16 protein-coding genes and 1 pseudogene are annotated in these 17,201 nt (G+C 73.3%); 11 read left to right on the forward strand and 6 right to left on the reverse strand.

What is annotated here, in order from left to right; genetic code table 11:
• Positions 1–114: 114 nt before the first annotated feature.
• Positions 115–855 carry a VOC family protein gene (locus tag ACFWXO_RS28725; RefSeq protein WP_380527139.1) on the reverse strand — a complete coding sequence of 247 codons (741 nt, stop codon included), beginning with the start codon at positions 853–855 and terminating at the stop codon, positions 115–117.
• A gap of 166 nt (positions 856–1,021) precedes the next feature.
• Between ACFWXO_RS28725 and ACFWXO_RS28730 the strand changes: the two are divergent.
• Positions 1,022–1,897, forward strand: a pseudogene (locus tag ACFWXO_RS28730) (sulfurtransferase).
• Positions 1,898–1,969: 72 nt separating this feature from the next.
• On the opposite strand, the gene sepH reads toward ACFWXO_RS28730, so the two are convergent.
• Entirely contained in the window at positions 1,970–3,049 is a 1,080-nt protein-coding gene (gene sepH, locus ACFWXO_RS28735) for a septation protein SepH (protein WP_375889239.1), read from the reverse strand.
• A 517-nt stretch (positions 3,050–3,566) separates the two neighbouring features.
• Here sepH and ACFWXO_RS28740 point away from each other — a divergent pair.
• Positions 3,567–4,430 carry a hypothetical protein gene (locus ACFWXO_RS28740; protein WP_380527128.1) on the forward strand — a complete coding sequence of 288 codons (864 nt, stop codon included), beginning with the start codon at positions 3,567–3,569 and terminating at the stop codon, positions 4,428–4,430.
• 15 nt (positions 4,431–4,445) lie between these two features.
• Here the strand turns inward: ACFWXO_RS28740 and ACFWXO_RS28745 are convergent, their stop codons facing one another.
• The gene (locus tag ACFWXO_RS28745) at positions 4,446–5,768 is read right to left on the reverse strand and encodes a D-arabinono-1,4-lactone oxidase (RefSeq protein ID WP_380527130.1); all 1,323 of its coding nucleotides are present in this window, start codon (positions 5,766–5,768) and stop codon (positions 4,446–4,448) included.
• A gap of 123 nt (positions 5,769–5,891) precedes the next feature.
• Positions 5,892–7,160 carry an MFS transporter gene (locus tag ACFWXO_RS28750; protein WP_380527132.1) on the reverse strand — a complete coding sequence of 423 codons (1,269 nt, stop codon included), beginning with the start codon at positions 7,158–7,160 and terminating at the stop codon, positions 5,892–5,894.
• 131 nt (positions 7,161–7,291) lie between these two features.
• On the opposite strand from ACFWXO_RS28750, the gene ACFWXO_RS28755 reads away from it, so the two are divergent.
• Both ACFWXO_RS28755 and ACFWXO_RS28760 read left to right on the forward strand, forming a co-directional pair.
• A complete protein-coding gene (locus ACFWXO_RS28755) occupies positions 7,292–8,434 on the forward strand; it encodes a ferrochelatase (protein ID WP_380527134.1) in 1,143 nt (380 codons plus the stop codon).
• Positions 8,435–8,455: 21 nt separating this feature from the next.
• Positions 8,456–9,274, forward strand: a complete 819-nt coding sequence (locus tag ACFWXO_RS28760) for an inositol monophosphatase family protein (protein ID WP_375889225.1) — start codon at positions 8,456–8,458, stop codon at positions 9,272–9,274.
• A gap of 137 nt (positions 9,275–9,411) precedes the next feature.
• Here the strand turns inward: ACFWXO_RS28760 and ACFWXO_RS28765 are convergent, their stop codons facing one another.
• On the reverse strand, positions 9,412–9,597 hold the full coding sequence (locus ACFWXO_RS28765; RefSeq protein ID WP_030285471.1) for a hypothetical protein: 186 nt from the start codon (positions 9,595–9,597) through the stop codon (positions 9,412–9,414).
• A 445-nt stretch (positions 9,598–10,042) separates the two neighbouring features.
• Here ACFWXO_RS28765 and ACFWXO_RS28770 point away from each other — a divergent pair, with 445 nt between their 5' ends.
• The 4 genes from ACFWXO_RS28770 to ACFWXO_RS28785 all read left to right on the forward strand — a co-directional run bounded on the left by ACFWXO_RS28770 (position 10,043) and on the right by ACFWXO_RS28785 (position 14,190).
• Entirely contained in the window at positions 10,043–10,696 is a 654-nt protein-coding gene (locus ACFWXO_RS28770) for a response regulator transcription factor (RefSeq protein WP_063349384.1), read from the forward strand.
• A 127-nt stretch (positions 10,697–10,823) separates the two neighbouring features.
• A complete protein-coding gene (locus ACFWXO_RS28775) occupies positions 10,824–12,134 on the forward strand; it encodes a sensor histidine kinase (RefSeq protein ID WP_375889220.1) in 1,311 nt (436 codons plus the stop codon).
• Positions 12,135–12,400: 266 nt separating this feature from the next.
• Positions 12,401–13,384, forward strand: a complete 984-nt coding sequence (locus tag ACFWXO_RS28780) for an acyl-ACP desaturase (RefSeq protein ID WP_375889218.1) — start codon at positions 12,401–12,403, stop codon at positions 13,382–13,384.
• Positions 13,385–13,890: 506 nt separating this feature from the next.
• Complete coding sequence (locus ACFWXO_RS28785; RefSeq protein WP_030057692.1) at positions 13,891–14,190, forward strand: DUF4193 domain-containing protein; 300 nt, start codon at positions 13,891–13,893, stop codon at positions 14,188–14,190.
• Positions 14,191–14,431: 241 nt separating this feature from the next.
• On the opposite strand, the gene ACFWXO_RS28790 is transcribed toward ACFWXO_RS28785, so the two are convergent.
• On the reverse strand, positions 14,432–14,881 hold the full coding sequence (locus ACFWXO_RS28790; RefSeq protein ID WP_375889216.1) for a DUF3093 domain-containing protein: 450 nt from the start codon (positions 14,879–14,881) through the stop codon (positions 14,432–14,434).
• Positions 14,882–15,017: 136 nt separating this feature from the next.
• On the opposite strand from ACFWXO_RS28790, the gene ACFWXO_RS28795 reads away from it, so the two are divergent.
• The 3 genes from ACFWXO_RS28795 (at position 15,018) to ACFWXO_RS28805 (ending at position 16,924) form a co-directional block, all read left to right on the forward strand.
• A complete protein-coding gene (locus ACFWXO_RS28795; protein WP_375889447.1) occupies positions 15,018–15,596 on the forward strand; it encodes a PaaI family thioesterase in 579 nt (192 codons plus the stop codon).
• Complete coding sequence (gene dut, locus ACFWXO_RS28800) at positions 15,593–16,060, forward strand: dUTP diphosphatase (protein WP_375889214.1); 468 nt, start codon at positions 15,593–15,595, stop codon at positions 16,058–16,060. The genes ACFWXO_RS28795 and dut overlap by 4 nt, the downstream gene beginning before the upstream one ends.
• A 69-nt stretch (positions 16,061–16,129) precedes the next feature.
• Entirely contained in the window at positions 16,130–16,924 is a 795-nt protein-coding gene (locus ACFWXO_RS28805; protein WP_375889212.1) for a DUF3710 domain-containing protein, read from the forward strand.
• The last annotated feature ends 277 nt before the right edge of the window (positions 16,925–17,201 follow it).

Genomic DNA, 17,201 nt, shown 5'->3' on the forward strand with positions numbered 1-17,201 from the left:
CCCGAGCCGAAGGGGTGCGCCGGTGCCGAAAGCGAGGAGCGACAAGCGGGGGACGAGCGCCGGAGCGACGACCGTCGGCGCCGGGTCCGAGCGCCCCGGAGGCGAGTGGGCGAGTCACAGGGCTTCGAGCACCGAGAAGTGCCCGCCCTGCGGGTCGGCCAGTCGGGCGGCCCGGCCGCGGGCGGTGTCGTGCGGTTCGACCAGGACCCGGCCGCCGAGTTCGACGGTGTGACGGGTGGTCAGCTCGGCGTCCCGGACGGCGAAGTGGGTGCGCCAGCGCGGCGGGTGGCCGCGCAGGTCGGCGCGGTGGCGGATGCCCGCGACCGGGCGCCCGTGCACCAGCAGCGCGCTCTCGTCGGCGGTGGGCCGGACCGGCCGGTCGAGCACCGTGCCGTAGAAGGCGGCGGCGCCGTCGGCGTCCGGGGTGAGCAGTTCGGCCCAGGCGGGCCCGCCCGGGTCCATCCCGGCCTCCCGGCCGAGGTGCTGCTCGGCCTGCCAGAGGCCGAAGACGGCTCCGGAGAGGTCGGCGGCGACGGCCATCCGCCCGGCGTCGTCGGCCTGCAGCGGCCCGACCGCGACGGTGCCCCCGCACTCGCGCACCAGTTGGGCGGTGCGGTCGGCGTCGTCCACGGCGAAGTAGGTGGTCCACTGCACCGGGAAGCCGGTGGTGCTGGAGACGCCGAGGCCGGCGACGGGGGTGCCGTCGAGCTCGGCCCGGACGTAGGCGCCGAGTTGGCCGGGCCCGGGGGAGTACGTCCAGCCGAGCAGCTCGCCGTAGAAGGCGCGCGCGCCGGGCAGGTCGTCGGTCAGCAGGCTGACCCAGCAGGGTGTGCCCTGGGCCAGTCGGAGTTCCACCGCGGGCAATGCGGGCCTCCTCACGGGTGTTCGGCGCACGGAGATCCGGGCGCGCGAGGGTGATGCTTCCACCCTGGCGCGCGCCCAACCCTCGACCCGCGCGGAAAGTCCGGCAAAGAGCGCACAAAGAGCCGCGGTTCGGGCGCGCTGCGCGACAATGGCCGGCATGACCACCTTCAACGACGGTTCCCCGCTGATCTCCGCGGCCGAGCTGCGGGAGGCGCTCGCCTCCGCGCGGCCGCCGGTGCTGCTGGACGTGCGCTACCAGTTGGTCGGTGCCGCGCCGGGCGGCCCGACCGCGGCCGAGGAGTACCGGGCCGGGCACCTGCCCGGTGCCCACTTCGTCGAGCTGGACCGGGATCTCGCGGCCCCGCCCGGCGCTCCGGGCCGGGGCGGGCGCCACCCACTGCCGGATCCGGAGGAGTTCGGCGCGGCGATGCGCGGGTTCGGGGTGAGCTCCGGGCGTCCGGTCGTGGTGTACGACGGTGCGGCGTCGATGGCGGCGGCGCGGGCCTAGTGGCTGCTGCGCTGGGCCGGGCACCCGGACGTCCGGGTGCTGGACGGCGGCTTCGCGGCCTGGCGGGCGGCCGGGCTGCCGGTGACGGCGGAGCTGCCGGAGCCGGCGGAGGGCGACTTCAAGCCCGTGCCGGGGCAGTTGCCGACGCTGGACGCGGACGCTGCCGCGGCCCGGGCGCGCAGCGGTCTGCTGCTGGACGCCCGGTCGGGGGAGCGCTATCGGGGCGAGAGCGAGCCGGTGGACCCGCGGGCCGGACACATCCCGGGCGCGGTGTCGGCGCCGACCGCCGAGAACGTGGGCCCGGACGGGAGGTTCCGCCCGGCGGCCGAACTGCTGGCCCGGTTCCGGGCGTTGGGCGCGGGGGAGCGCGAGGTCGCGGTGTACTGCGGTTCGGGCGTGACGGCGGCGCACCAGATCCTGGCGATGGAGGCGGCGGGCCTGGACGCGGTGCTGTACCCGGGTTCGTGGAGCGAGTGGTCGAGCGACCCGGGCCGCCCGGTGGCGGTGACCGACCAGCCGGGCTGACCGACCGGCCGGGCTGAGCGGGCACCCGTTCTGCGGCAAGGTCTTCTGACGGCCACACAGTGCTGCGGGGCGCTACTCCTGCTTCTTGCGCCGGCTGCCGAAGACGATCTCGTCCCAGCTGGGCACGGTGGCCCGGCGGCCGGGCCGGACGCCGTCCGCCTCGGCCTGCCGGTCGGTGGTGCCGACCAGGCGTTCGCGGTGCGGGGCGACGGCGCGCGGCATCAGGATGTCGGCGTAGGCGGAGCCCGCGCCGACCGCCGGGGCGGCGGCCGCGGCCGGCTCCTCGGTCTCCTCGGCGACCTCGGCGGGCACCGGTTCGATCGGGGCGGGGCCGCCGACGGCGAGGTCGCCGCGGAAGGCCGGGACGACGTCGAGCAGGCTGGTCAGCGAGTCCCGGGAGTCGGCGGTGGCCTCGCGCGACTCGCGGACCTCGCGGGCCGACATGATGCGGTCGGCGGAGGGCCGGTCGATCATCGGGCGGGGCGGCCGGTCCTGGGGGAGCCGGGCGATCCGCGGGATGAACGGGAAGACCGAGTCCTCCTCGCGCTCGACCGTCTCGCCGATCAGCGCGCGGGCCTCGTCGTCGTTGGGCTGGACCAGGCGCCGGGGCGGGTCGTACGTCCAGGACGCGCTGCGGCCCTCGCCGTCGGCGCGGTAGGAGAGGATGACCTCCCAGGTGCCGTCGTCGCGCCGCCAGGAGTCCCAGCGTTCGGTGTCCTTCTCGGCGCCGCGCAGGGCGAGCCGCTCGGCGACGGCCTCGCCGAGCTGCGGCCCGGGGGACTCGCCGTTGCGGCGGATCGCGGTCTTGCGGGCGCGCTCGGCCATGAAGGCGCGTTCGGCGAGGACCGGCCCCTCGAAGCGGCGGACCCGGTCGACGGAGATGCCGGCGGCCTGGGCGACCTCCTCGGCGGAGGCTCCGGCTCGTATCCGGGCCTGGATGTCCCGGGGGCGGAGGTGGCTCTCGACCTCGATCTCGATCTGGCCGAGGCGCGGCCGGTCGCCGCGGATGGCCGCGCGCAGCCGCTCGTCGATGGGGAGGGTGTACTCCGTGCTGTCGGCAGCCTTGAGCACCAGCCGTGTGCCGTCGTTGCTGACGGCCACAACCCGCAGTTCGGGCACGGTCACCTCCCGGGTTGTGCCTGCCGACGTCACCTGCGTCGCTGCTCCCGTACTGAGTGTGGCCTGCCCACTCGCGACTGGCCACAACCTTGCTGAGTTCCCCGGCGTGTCGGGCTTACGCCCGGCCACACCGCTGTGGCACGGTTGCCTTTTTGCCACGTCATCCGTCGACGTCGCGTCTGGGTGCCCCGGCCGTCCTCGCACGCGGAGTGTTCGCGACGATCCGGGACCGGCGTCGCCGTGCGTGCCCGCTCAGTGGCTCTTCGTCAAGCTGCCGGTGAAGGCACAGTCGACAAGTCGACCCAAGGCTCGGGCTTTACGAACAGTACTCCATTCGTGGCATCCGGAGGGGCGGCTCGCCGCTCAAGTCTCCCGCGATTCACGGGAATCTCAAGAGCGCGCGCCCCCAACGGCGGACCACCGGCGGATGAACGGTGATCATCTTCACACAATCCGGGAGCGGAGAACCGCATTTTCGTCCCTTGTGTCCTTCTTTGGGCAAGATGGAGAGGCTTGTTCGAGTTGCAGTCGTACGGACCGAGGGATGTTGATGCCGGAGCGGAGCCCCGCCGAGGAGGGCGGCAAGGAGGAGCGCAAGCGGATCGATCTGAGTGTGGCTCAGGTCGTGGCGAGCGCGCTGGCCGCGGTGGTGGGCGCGCTGCTCGCCTCCGAACTCGGCGTGTACGGAACGATCATGGGCGCCGCGGTGGTCAGCATCGGGGCCACCACCGGCGGTGCGGTGTTCCAGCACGTGTTCCGGCGGACCGGCGAGCAGCTGCGCGACGCGGTGGACCGCGGGCCGAACCAGACGGTGAACGGCCTGCGCCAGGCGCCCGCGGAGCAGGAGCACCCGGCTCAGTACGCGGCGCACGAGCCGGCCGGGCCGCCGGTGCTCACCTCGGAGTGGAACGCGCCGCAGGTGGTGCGGGCGCGCCGGCGGCTGGGCTGGCGGGGCTACGCGGCGGTCTCCGGTCTGGTCTTCGTCCTGGCGATGACGCCGATCGTGGCGTTCGAGCTGGCCACCGGCCAGCCGGTGTCGGCGACGGTGAAGGGCCGGTCGGGCGACGGGACGTCCTTCGGCGGCACGGTGACGCGCAAGGACCCGCCGCCGCAGGACGTCCCGTCGCAGCGCCCGTCCACCGGGCGCGGCTCGCAGGACGCGCCGTCCGGCGGAGCCTCGGCCCCGGCGACGACGCGGCCGGGTCGGGAGCCGACCGCCACCCCGGGCACCGGCGCGAGCGGGAGCGCCTCTCCCTCGGCGGGCCCCGGTGCGAGCCCGTCGGCCGGTGCCTCGCCGTCGGCGGGCGGCTCGGGCAGGCCCACCGGTGAGGCCACGCCGCAGCCGCCCGTGCCGAGCAACGCCCCGGCGAACGCGACGGTGCCCCCGCCCCCGCCCGCCACCGCGACTCCTTAGAGCCGGTCGTCGAACTTAGGCCCCCAGTACCCGCCGCAGGTAGTCGTTGCCGAAGACGCGCCGGGGGTCGACCTCGTCGCGCAGGGCGGTGAAGTCCTCGAAGTGCGGGTAGACGCCCGCCAGGTACTCGGCGTCGCGGGTGTGCAGCTTGCCCCAGTGGGGGCGGCCCTGATGGGCGGTCATCAGCTGTTCCACGCCGGTGAAGTAGCCCTGGTCGCGGGTGCCCCGGTAGAGGTGGACGGCGATGTAGGCGCTGTCCCGGCCGGAGGCGGTGGAGAGCCAGAGGTCGTCGGCGGGGGCGAAGCGCACCTCGACCGGGAAGCTGACCTTCCAGTCGGAGCGTTCGACCAGGGCCTTCAGTTCGCGCAGCACCCCGGCGACGGCCGCGCGCGGGACGGCGTACTCCATCTCCAGGAAGCGGACCTTGCGCGGGCTGGTGAACACCTTGTACGCGGTGTCGGTGTAGCTGCGGTCGGACCAGGCGCGGCTGGCGAGCGAGGCGATCGAGGGCACGGCGCCGGGGAAGCGGCGGCCGACCCGGCAGGCGCCCTCCCAGACGGTGTTGGAGAGGAAGTCGTCCTCCAGCCACTCCTTGAACCGGGGCAGCGGGGCGGCCGGTCCCTGGCTGCGGTTGTTGCGCTTGGTGGCGCAGCGGTCGGTGTGCGGGAACCAGTAGAACTCGAAGTGCTCGTTGACGGCGGTGAGGTCGTCGAGGCGTTCCAGCACCTCGTCGAAGGTCATCGGCTGCTCGTGGGCGGTGAGCAGGAAGGCCGGTTCGACGCCGAAGGTGAGGGCGGTGATCACGCCGAGGGCGCCGAGGCCGAGCCGGGCGCCCTGGAAGAGCCGGGGGTTCTCGGTGGGGGAGCAGTGCCGGACGCTGCCGTCGGCGAGCACGATCTCCACGGCGCGGATCTGGGCGGCGAGCGAGCCGGAGTCGCGGCCGGTGCCGTGGGTGCCGGTGCTGGTGGCGCCGGCGACGGTCTGGACCTCGATGTCGCCCATGTTGGTGAGGGAGAGGCCCTCGGCGGCGAGCAGCCGGTTGAGGCGGCTGAGCGGGAGGCCGGACTCGACGGTGACGGTGCCGGCCTCGCGGTCGAGCCCGCGGACGGCGGTGAGGGCGTGCGGCCGGATCAGCAGGCCGTCGCCGGGCGAGGCGATGGCGGTGAAGGAGTGGCCGGAGCCGACGGCCTTGACGCTGCGGCCCTGGTCGGCGGCGCGGGCGATCTCCCTGGCCAGTTCCGCCGCGGTGCCGGGGGTGGCGGTCCGGGCCGGCCGGGCGTTCTGGTTGCCGGCCCAGTTGGTCCACCGGGTGGGGGTCGCGGTGCTGGCCTGGGGCATTGCGCTGCCTCCTGCTCCGTGGCCGATCGGGTCGGCGCGGTCCGGTGCGGCCTGGTCCGTCGGATCCCGGGAGACAGGCCCTACCCGCGGGTAAGGGCCGCGGGTAGGGCGAGATTAGTCAGTTCACCGTTCGACGTCTACGGGTCGGCCGGGCGTTCCGCCGGCCTGGTCGGTGGGCTGCTGGGCGTCGAGTCCGGCGCGCAGCCGGCCGAGTCCGGCCAGGGCGGCGAGGGCGCCGAGCACGCCGGCGGTGAGCGGGACCCAGTAGCCGGCGGCGGCGCCGGAGGCGTCGATCACCCAGCCCGCGGCGGAGGAGCCGACCGCGACGCCGAGGGCCAGGCCGGTGGTGGTCCAGGTCATGCCCTCGGTGAGCTGGGCGGCCGGGACGAGCCGTTCGACCAGGGCCATCGCGGTGATCAGGGTGGGGGAGATGGCGATGCCGGCGACGAGCAGGGCGGCGCCGACCGCGACGAGTCCGCCGATGCCGTGCACGGCGTGGGCGACCAGCAGGATCGGCACCATGCTGAGCGCCATGAACAGCACGCCGAGGAAGAAGCGCTTCGCCATCGAGCCGGTGAGCTTGACCGCGCCGAACACCACCCCGGCCGCGCAGGAGCCGAGCGCCCACAGGGCGAGGATCACGCTGGAGACCGACTTGTGCCCCTGGGCCTCGGAGTAGGCGACGGTGACCACTTCGACCGAGCCGAAGATCGCGCCGGTGGCGACGAAGGTGAGGATCAGCACCTGGAGGCCGCGGTTGCGGATCACCGAGCTGCCCTGGTGCCGGGCGGCCTCGTGGACCGGGGGCTCGGTGGAGCGCTGGCCGGCGAACAGCAGCACACCGACGGTCAGGAAGACCCCGGCGAGCAGCACGCCGGCCTCCGGGAAGACGGAGGTGGCCAGGCCGATGGAGAGGATCGGGCCGACGATGAAGCAGACCTCGTCGACCACGGCCTCGAAGGAGTAGGCGGTGTGCAGCCGGTCGGGGTCCTCGCGGTAGAGGTGCGCCCAGCGGGCGCGGACCATGGCGCCGGTGCTCGGCATCACGCCCATGCCGGCGGCGAACACGAACAGCGTCCAGTCCGGGGCGCCCAGCCGGGCGCAGAGCAGCAGGCCGACGACGGAGCCGATGGTCAGGGCCATGGCCGGGACGATGATCCTCGCCTGGCCGTGCCGGTCCACCAGGCGGGAGACCTGGGGGCCCAGGACCGCCGCGGAGACGGCCAGGGCCGCCGAGACCAGTCCGGCCACGCCGTACGAGCCGCGCAGTTGGGACAGCATGGTCACGATGCCGATGCCGGTCATCGAGATCGGCAGCCGGGAGACGAAACCGGTGGAGGAGAAGGCCACGGTGCCGGGCGCGGCGAATATTCGGCGGTAGCTGGACAGCACGGGAGCTCCGGGCAGGGGGGTAAGGAACAAGTCTGGTCTAGACAGCTTACGTACGTTGGCAAACGGTATTTTCCGGACGCCCGCGCGGCCCCGGCGCCGGTGCCCGGCCCCTCAGTGGCAGGATCGGTGCCATGTCCGACGCGCGCAAACCCTCCGCCTCCGGCGCCGCCCCGTACGACGCCCTGCTGCTGCTGTCCTTCGGCGGGCCCGAGGCCCCCGAGGACGTCGTCCCGTTCCTGGAGAACGTCACCCGGGGCCGCGGCATCCCCAAGGAACGGCTCAAGGAGGTGGGCAAGCACTACTTCCTGTTCGGGGGCGTCAGCCCGATCAACGAGCAGAACCGGGAGCTGCTCACCGCCCTGCGCAAGGACTTCGCCGAGCACGGGCTGGACCTGCCGGTGTACTGGGGCAACCGCAACTGGGCCCCGTACCTGGTGGACGCCCTGCGGGAGATGGCCGGGGCCGGCCACCGCCGGATCGCGGTGCTCGCCACCAGCGCCTACGCCGGCTACTCGGGCTGCCGCCAGTACCGGGAGAACCTGGCCGACGCGCTGGCCGTCCTCGCCGAGGAGGGCGTCCCGGTACCGACCGTCGACAAGCTGCGGCACTTCTACCACCTCCCCGGCTTCGTCGAGCCGATGATCGACGCCGCCCTGGCCGCCCTGGCCGAGCTGCCCGAGGCCGTCCGGCCCGGTGCCCGGCTGGCCTTCACCACCCACTCCATCCCGGACGCGATGGCCGAGACCTCCGGCGCCCCGGACGACCCGGCCCGGGGCACCCCCGGCGGCGCCTACGTCGCCCAGCACCTGGACGTGGCCCGGCTGATCGCCGCGGCCGTCGCCGAGCGCACCGGCGTGGCCGACCGGCCGTGGCAGCTGGTGTTCCAGAGCCGCAGCGGCGCCCCGCACACCCCGTGGCTGGAACCGGACATCTGCGACCACCTGGAGGCCCAGCACGCCGACGGCGCGCCGGCCGTGGTGATGGTCCCGATCGGTTTCGTCTCCGACCACATGGAGGTCAAGTACGACCTCGACACCGAGGCCGTCGCCAAGGCCGCCGAACTGGGCCTGCCGGTCTCCCGCGCGGCCACCGTCGGCGCCGACCCGCGGTTCACGGCCGCGGTGCGCGAGCTCGTCCTGGAGCGGGCCGCCGTCGAACGCGGTGAGGGCGTGACCCGCTGCGCCCTCGGCACCCTCGGCCCCAGCCACGACGTGTGCGCGGTGGCCTGCTGCCCCAACCCGCGCGCCCCGCGCCCGGCCGCCGCCGAGCGCTGACCCCTTCCGGAGGAGAATCCCGTGCCCACCCCCGCCCAGCCCGACGACCGGCTCCTCGACGACCTGCTGGAGGTGGCCCTGGACGCGGCCCGGCGGGCCGGCGCCCTGCTGCGCGACGGCCGCCCCGCCGACCTCGGCGTGGCCGGCACCAAGAGCAGCCCGGTCGACGTGGTCACCGAGATGGACCTCGCCTCCGAGAAGCTCGTCGTGGAGCTGATCGCCGAGCGTCGCCCCCAGGACGGCTACCTGGGCGAGGAGGGCGCCGAGCGGCCCGGCACCAGCGGGGTGCGCTGGGTCGTCGACCCGCTCGACGGCACGGTCAACTACCTGTACGGGCTGCCCTCCTGGGCGGTCAGCGTGGCCGCCGAGGTGGACGGCCGGGCCGTCGTCGGGGTGGTGTACGCCCCGGCCCGCGGTGAGCTGTTCCACGCCGTGCTGGGCCGCGGCGCCCACCTCGACGGCCGGCCGGTCTCGACCCGCCCGGCCCCGCCCTGGGGACAGGCGCTGATCGCCACCGGTTTCAACTACGTCCAGCCGGTGCGGGTGCGCCAGGCCGAGGTGCTGCTGGCCCTGATGCCCGAGGTGCGGGACGTCCGCCGGGCCGGGGCGGCCGCCGTCGACCTGTGCGACGTGGCCGCCGGGCGGCTGGACGGCTACTACGAGCGGGGCCTCGCCCCCTGGGACCGCGCGGCCGGCTGCCTGATCGCCACCGAGGCCGGTGCGCTGGTCGGCGGCCGCCCCGGGCACGGCCCGGATGGCGAGCTGACCGTGGCCGCCGCTCCGGGCGTGTACCAGCCCTTGCAGGAGCGGCTGGCCGCGCTGCGCGCCTGGGCGGACTGACCAGGGCCCGCGAATCCGGAGGGCCCCGGTGAGAACCCTCCGGACATGCGAAGAGCCCTGGCACACGGGGGATGCCAGGGCCTTGGGGTTTCGCACGGCCCCCGCAGGGCCGCTGGTGCCGGAGTGCCGGCGTCGGGTCAGGCGGCGGTGCGGTGGCGGTCCAGCACGGTGTCCACACCGTGCTCGGCGGCCAGACGACGGAGGTCGTCCAGCTCGGACTGCTCCACCTCGGCGAGGAACTCGTCCCCGGCCTCGATCGCGCGGTGCAGGTCCTGCTCGGCGTTGGCTATGCGCTGCAGGATTCCGGCCTTGAAGGCGTCCATACGGGCCCCCTTACTGTGTCGGACGTGCACGGTCGTGCGCTCTCCGCCCCGAGGAGGGTCCAGCCGGTGAATGCGCCCGGTCCGACGAGTGGTGGATCTCCGGTCGGGCGCGGAGACGGCCCTTCGGCCGCTCCCGGTGAATTCCCAGCCCCAGGGCCGGCGCGGATGAACGCACGGCGGGTGGGTGCGATCGGCCAACAGCCAGATCGCGGGTGTGCAGCTGTCCTCCCCGCCCGGGGAGCCGGGAAACCTCCCGGCGGAAGAAAGTTGCCCGTGTCACAGTCCAAGCGGAGTTCTCCCGACACGAACGGTCACCGCCGAGGGCCCCGGGCCTCCTGCCCGAGGGGCAGCTTATCGCTGCTTTACCGCAGGACCAGGCAGGATGGAGCCACCGTCGGAGCCGTGCGTCCGCTTCCGGGGCCGGCCTGGAGAAGGGACAACGACCGTGCGGGTTCTCGTCGTCGAGGACGAGCAGCTGCTCGCCGAGGCTGTCGCGACCGGCCTGCGCCGCGAGGCGATGGCCGTCGACGTGGTGTACGACGGGGAGGCCGCGCTCCAGCGCATCGCGGTCAACGACTACGACGTGGTGGTCCTGGACCGCGACCTCCCGCTGGTCCACGGCGACGACGTCTGCCGCAAGGTGGTCGAGCAGGGCCTGGCCACCCGGGTGATCATGCTGACCGCCTCCGGCGACATCAGCGACCGGGTCGAGGGCCTGGAGATCGGCGCCGACGACTACCTTCCGAAGCCGTTCGCCTTCAGCGAACTCGTCGCCCGGGTAAGGGCGCTGGGCCGTCGCGCGACCGTCCCGCTGCCCCCGGTGCTGGAACGGGCCGGGATCTCGCTCGACCCCGGCCGGCGCGAGGTGATCCGGGAGGGGCGCACCGTCCAGCTCGCCCCCAAGGAGTTCGCCGTCCTGGAGGTGCTGATGCGGGCCGGCGGCGCCGTCGTCTCGGCCGAGCAGCTCCTGGAGAAGGCCTGGGACGAGCACACCGACCCGTTCACCAACGTCGTGCGGGTCACCGTGATGACGCTGCGCCGCAAGCTCGGCGACCCGCCGGTGATCGTCACCGTGCCCGGTTCCGGCTACCGGATCTGACCGGGACCCGCCTCCCGGAGTCCGTCCCCCCGTAGTCCGGCCCGCCGGACTCCGCCCCGGGATCCGCCCCCGAGGATCCCCCGCCGTACCCAGCGCCCGCCCCCGGCGGACGCCCGAGAGGACCATCATGACCACCCCGCCGCCCCCGGCCGGCGGGCCCTCCGGCGCGCCCGCCGGCGGCCCGCGAGCCGTTCCGCCCAAGCCCGTGCACCCGCCCCGCCAGTCCCGTCCGCACCAGCCCGAGACCTACGTCCCCGGTGACGGCCTGCTCGCCTGGCTGCCGTTCCGCCCGACCATCCGGATGCGGCTCACCCTGCTCTACGGCGGCATGTTCCTGATGGCCGGCGTGGTCCTGCTGCTGGTCATGTACTTCTTCGTCCAGCAGTCGCTCCAGGAGGTCGGCCAGCCGCACCTGAGGCTCACCGGACCGGGCATCTCCGTGCTCACCCCGGACGGCCAGGTCCTGACCAACCAGAACGCGCTTGACCAGTGGCTGAACGACAACAAGTCCATCCAGGCCGCCGCGGCGCTCAACACCCTGCTGCGCAAGCTGCTCACCGTGCTGGTCTGCCTCGCCGTGATCGCCTTCGCGGCCGGCTACGCGATGGCCGGCCGGGTGCTGCGCCCGCTCGGCCGGATCACCCGCACCGCCCGTGACGTCGCCTCCTCCGACCTGCACCGCCGGATCGAGCTGGACGGCCCGGACGACGAGCTCAAGGAGCTCGCCGACACCTTCGACGACATGCTGGACCGGCTGGACCGCTCCTTCGACTCCCAGCGCCGTTTCGTCGCCAATGCCTCGCACGAGCTGCGCACCCCGCTGGCGATCAACCGGACCCTGCTGGAGGTCCAGCTCTCCGACCCGGCCGCCTCGCCCGACCTCCAGCAGCTCGGCAAGACCCTGCTGGCCACCAACGAGCGCAGCGAGCAGCTGGTCGAGGGCCTGCTGCTGCTCGCCCGCAGCGAGAACGAACTCACCGACCGGCGCGCCGTGGAGCTGTCCGAGGTGGCCACCCGGGCGCTGGAGCAGACCCGGGGCGAGGCCGACAAGCGGGAGGTGGAGCTGCGCTCCAGGCTCGACCCGGCGGTGGTCGCGGGCAACGGCGTGCTGCTGGAGCGGCTGGCGCTCAACCTGCTGCAGAACGCGGTCCGCTACAACACCGCGGGCGGCTGGGTCGAGCTGGCCACCGCCACCGTGCCGGGCGGCGGCGAGCTGGTGGTCTCCAACACCGGCCCGGTGGTGCCCGGGTACGAGCTGGAGCACATCTTCGAGCCGTTCCGCCGGATCAAGGGCGCCGACCGCACCCGCAGCGACAAGGGGGTCGGTCTGGGCCTGTCCATCGTCCGCTCGGTGGTGCGCGCCCACGGCGGCACCATCGAGGCCACCCCGCGCTCCGGGGGCGGCCTCACCATGCGGGTGCGGATTCCGTCCCCGTAGCCGCCCCTGGCGCCGTTCTGCGCCCTCTCGGCCCCGGACGCTGCCGCGTTCCGTGGGCGACCGTTCCCGGCCGCCCCCGCCAGACCGTCAAGACGACATAAGGCCTGGCGGGGGCGGCTTGTCTTTTCCGGCCCCAGCAACTTACGGTGTCGTAACCTACGCAACCGTAAGTGCGTCCGCCGGTTCGTCCGCCGACGGCTCCGACACGACGCGTGCCCGCCCAACGCGCCCGTCCAGCGCGTGTATCCGTCCCCAGGAGCAAGCCCGTGACCATCGCCCCTGTGCAGAGCAGCCCCTCGCTCGGATCGAGCGGCTGGACCGACGCGCGGCTGATCCTGGCCCTCGAAGAGGTCGTCGAGAAGGAGCTCAACCGCCACCTGACCGTGGCCAAGGAGTGGATGCCGCACGAGTTCGTCCCGTGGAGCCAGGGCCGCGACTTCGACGGCGTGCTGGGCGGCGAGGCCTGGGCGCTGGACCAGTCCCAGGTGACCCCGCTCGGCCGGGTCTCGCTGGTGGTGAACCTGCTCACCGAGGACAACCTGCCCAGCTACCACCACGAGATCGCGACCATGTTCGGCCGCGAGGGCGCCTGGGGCACCTGGGTGCACCGCTGGACCGCGGAGGAGGGCCGGCACGGAATAGCCATCCGCGACTTCCTGCTCGCCACCCGGGCCGTCGACCCGGTGGAGCTGGAGCGGGCCCGGATGTCCCACATGTCGGAGGGCTTCGAGTCCGACAACGCGCACAGCATGCTGCACTCGGTCGCCTACGTGGCCTTCCAGGAGCTCGCGACCCGCATCTCGCACCGCAACACCGGCAAGTACGCGGGCGACCCGCTGTGCGACCAGCTGCTGGCGAAGATCGCCAACGACGAGAACCTGCACATGGTCTTCTACCGGAACCTGCTGAAGGCCGCCCTGGAGCTCGCCCCGGACCAGGCCATGCGCGCCATCGCCGACGTGGTGATCGACTTCCGGATGCCCGGCCACGGGATCCCCGGTTTCGAGCGCGCCGCCGCCCAGATCGCCATCGGCGGGGTGTACAACCTGCGCATCCACCACGACGACGTGCTCCAGCCGGTGCTGCGCCACCTGCGGGTGATGGAGATCGACGGCCTCGGCCCCGAGGGCCTGCTGGCGCAGAACGAGCTGGGCGTCTTCCTGGACGGGCTGGACGGTCAGGCGCGCAAGTTCGAGGAGCGCCAGGCCGCGCTGCTGGCCCGCCGGGAGGCGCGCCGCAACGCCGGCTAGGACGTCTCCGGGGGCGCTTCCGCCGAGCCGTCGCGCCCCCTGAGGGAGGGGGCGGAGTGGGTGGATTTTCCGTGGTTTGCCCCGGAAGATTCTGAACGTGACCAAGCTCACACCGTGTCGCTCCACGATTCCGGGCGACCCCGGAGAGTGATCACCCCATCGGGGGTGCCGATCGCCGTCCGTGATCGGATTCCGGCCCGCCGCCGGTCCGTCGGATTGGTCGGCATCCCTGGTGGGCAAGGGATTCAACGGACACCTGTACGGGGTTCGCTCACTGTGAGTCGCCGGTTCGGAGGGCGCGCGAGGGGTCGACGATGGCCCTGCGTGAGGCCTTTCGCGCCCCGGAGGATCACCCCAACGGAGCCCTGGCTGAGTGTCGATTGAGTAACGGGGCTTGAAGTAAGGCAAAATCTCCGCCTCGGGTCGGGCACAAGACCGACCCCCCATGCGTTACGTGCGCTGGAGATACCGCACACACCGCACAAACCCGGAGGGGGAGAGCGACAATGGCAACCGACTACGACACCCCACGCAAGACCGACGACGAGCTCAACGAAGACAGCATCGAGGAGCTCAAGGCTCGGCGGAACGACAAGGGCGGCGGCTCCGTCGACGTCGACGAGTTCGACGCCGCCGAGGGCATGGAGCTTCCCGGCGCCGACCTCTCGAACGAGGAGCTCGCCGTCCGTGTCCTGCCCAAGCAGGCGGACGAGTTCACCTGCATGAGCTGCTTCCTGGTCCACCACCGCAGCCAGCTCTACAGCGAGAAGAACGGCAACCCGATCTGCCGGGACTGCGGCGCCTGAGCACCGCAGCGGACAGCGCCAGGTGCCCGTGGCTCCCGCGGCACCGGCACACCGCCCCTTCCGGCCCCGGGCAGCGGGGCCGGACGGCAGGTCCGCGGCCCGTCCTGGCGGACGGACCCGGGAGGACGGAGTCGGTCGGCCACGTGCCGACCAGGACAAAGTCGTAGGGACGGTCCCGCAGCAGCGGAACCGTCCCTCTCGGTCTTTCGGGGCCCGTTCAAGGGGCCGGCGGGCGCGTCGGTCAGGTACGGGCGCCGCGCCGGGCCTCCTCCAGGGCCTCGGCCAGCTTCATCGGCGAGCGCGTCGACAGGTAGAGGTACGGCGTCGGGTCGGCCGGATCGCTCACCTCGACCCGCAGCGCCGTCGGGACGTAGCTGCGCAGCAGCATGAAGGCGCGGGGATCGGCCTTCGGACCGCGCCAGGCCGCCGCCTCGGTGGGGCTCAGCGCGTGGGCGGCACCCAGCGCGTCCACCGGGATCCGGGCCGGCCCGGCCACCAGCGAGCCCTGCACCACGCGGATCCGCGCCGAGCCGTAACTGCTGATCGCCACCGCGCCGATGGCGATGCCGGCCACCAGGCCGACCAGGGCGGCCGGCCCACTGACCCGGATCAGGATCAGTGCCAGGGTCAGACCGACTGCGACCGGGAGCAGCCACCAGGAGCGAGGCACCGTGAGGCGTTCGTCGTACATGCCCTCCATTGTGGGCGCCCTGACGCCCGGCTCGGGACGCCACCCCCACCGGAGGTCTTGCTACCCCTGGGTAGGCTGGCGAGCCGTGACCGGTACGACCACCCCCACCACCCCCGCCGACCGGTCGGCGCCCGCGTTGCCGCCGACCCCGACCACCCCGCCGCCGGACGCCGTGATCCCGGAGCGCCACCCCCAGGCGCCCGCCCCCGGCACCCGCCTCGGCTCCCACTACGAGCACTGCTTCGGCTGCGGCCCCCGGCACCCCGGCGGACTGCGGATCGACGCGGTCGCCGGCGAGGGACTCGACGTCACCGCCGAGTTCAGCGTCCGGGACGTGCACCAGGGCGGCCCCGGGCTGGCCCACGGCGGGGTTCTCACCACGGCGATGGACGAGACCCTCGGAACGCTGAACTGGCTGCTCCACGCGCCCGCGGTGACCGGCCGGCTGGAGACCGACTTCCTCAGCCCGGTGCCCGTCGACTCGGTGCTGCACCTGCGCGCCTGGATCACCGGGGTGCACGGCCGCAAGATCTACAGCGCCGCCGAGGGGCGGATCGGCGGCCCCGACGGACCGGTCGCCGTGCGTGCGCAGGCGCTCTTCATCCAGGTGAAGCTGGAACACTTCACCTCGCACGGTCGACCCGAGGACATCGAGAAGGTCCTCGACGACCCGGATCTGATGAAGCGCGCACGAGCCTTTGAGGTGAACCCTTGAGCGAGACCCCCCGTCCGCAGCTGGACGTCCTGATCAGGCGCATCGACGCCGAGCTGCCGCTGCCCGAGTACGCGCAGCCCGGGGACGCCGGTGCCGACCTGCGGACCACCGTCGACGCCGAGCTGGCCCCCGGTGAGCGGGCGGTGCTCCCCACCGGCATCGCCATCGCCCTGCCGGACGGCTACGCGGCCTTCGTCCACCCGCGCTCCGGGCTGGCAGCTCGTTGCGGAGTTGCCCTCGTGAACGCCCCGGGGACGGTCGATGCCGGGTACCGTGGAGAGATCAAGGTGATCGTCGTCAATCTGGACCCGCGCGAGGGGGTCAGCTTCCGCCGAGGGGACCGGATCGCCCAGCTGGTCATCCAGCAGGTCGAGAAGGCCCGCTTCCACGAGGTGGCCGAGCTGCCGGGGTCGGCACGCGCCGAGGGTGGGTTCGGGTCGACCGGTGGCCACGCCGCGGTCTAGCATTCCCGCGGCCTCGCAGGAAGCCGAGCAGGTATTCGCATCGGTCTTGGACCGGGAAGGACAGTGACCGTGTTCCGTCGTCGCCAGAAGAGCGAGGACGCTGTCGAGCAGCTCGCCGACGACGCCATCAGCGCCGACGAGACGGCCGATGACGTCGAAGGTTCCGCCGAGAGCGAGAACGTGACCGAGCTGGACCCGGCCGACAAGGTCGGCCTCCCGCCGGCCCCGCGGCCGGACGGCCCGTGGGACCACACCGAGCTGGAGACGCCGGAGGAGGGACGGGTCGACCTCGGGGGTCTGCTGGTCCCCGGCGTCGAGGGCATGGAGCTCCGCGTCGAGGTCGCCGGTGACGCGATCGTCGCGGCCACCCTGGTGCTCGGCAACAGCGCCATCCAGCTCCAGGCCTTCGCGGCCCCGAAGTCGGAGGGCATCTGGGGGGAGGTCCGCGAGGAGATCGCCAACGGCATCACCTCGCAGGGCGGTCTGATCGACGAGGAGGAGGGCCCGCTCGGCTGGCACCTCCGTGCCCAGGTCCCGGTGCAGCTGCCGGACGGCACCCAGGGCGTGCAGCTGGTGCGCTTCGTCGGCTGTGACGGGCCGCGCTGGTTCCTCCGCGGTGTGATCTCGGGCCAGGCCGCCGTGCAGCCCGAGATGGCCGGCATCCTGGAGCAGGTCTTCCGGCAGACCGTCGTCGTCCGCGGCGAGACCCCGATGGCTCCGCGCGACCCGATCGTGCTCAAGCTCCCCGAGGACGCCCAGATGGTCGCCGACGGTGGCGGGGCCGCCGCTGCGCCCGAGGGCGAGGGCCGCTACGGCTCGCTCGACCCGTTCGCGCGCGGCCCGGAGATCACCGAGGTCCGCTGACCGCCTCCTCGGTCGTCACTGCTGATCGCCTCCGCCCGGACCCCGGGCGGAGGCGATTTGCATGTGGCGGGTCGGTCCCCGTACAGTTCCGGAGTCGCCGCGGGAGACCGGGGCGACAAAGCGGAAAGTGAATCCGATGAATGAAACTCCGGAAAACGGAGCGGAAAACATCTGATAAGCTTGAAACACGAAAGAACGAAGCGCCCGGAGGGCCCGCTGGAAGGCGGTCCGAAGGAAGCGTCCGTTCCTTGAGAACTCAACAGCGTGCCAAAAGTCA

This window comes from Kitasatospora sp. NPDC059088, assembly GCF_042738155.1.
GTDB lineage: Bacteria > Actinomycetota > Actinomycetes > Streptomycetales > Streptomycetaceae > Kitasatospora.

Excerpts from the sequence above, each read along its gene's own strand:
- ACFWXO_RS28740 (WP_380527128.1), top strand. The coding sequence starts at position 3,567 with ATGCCGGAGCGGAGCCCCGCCGAGGAGGGCGGCAAGGAGGAGCGCAAG.
- ACFWXO_RS28745 (WP_380527130.1), bottom strand. The coding sequence starts at position 5,768 with ATGCCCCAGGCCAGCACCGCGACCCCCACCCGGTGGACCAACTGGGCC.
- ACFWXO_RS28755 (WP_380527134.1), top strand. The coding sequence starts at position 7,292 with ATGTCCGACGCGCGCAAACCCTCCGCCTCCGGCGCCGCCCCGTACGAC.
- ACFWXO_RS28765 (WP_030285471.1), bottom strand. The coding sequence starts at position 9,597 with ATGGACGCCTTCAAGGCCGGAATCCTGCAGCGCATAGCCAACGCCGAG.
- ACFWXO_RS28775 (WP_375889220.1), top strand. The coding sequence starts at position 10,824 with ATGACCACCCCGCCGCCCCCGGCCGGCGGGCCCTCCGGCGCGCCCGCC.
- ACFWXO_RS28785 (WP_030057692.1), top strand. The coding sequence starts at position 13,891 with ATGGCAACCGACTACGACACCCCACGCAAGACCGACGACGAGCTCAAC.
- ACFWXO_RS28790 (WP_375889216.1), bottom strand. The coding sequence starts at position 14,881 with ATGTACGACGAACGCCTCACGGTGCCTCGCTCCTGGTGGCTGCTCCCG.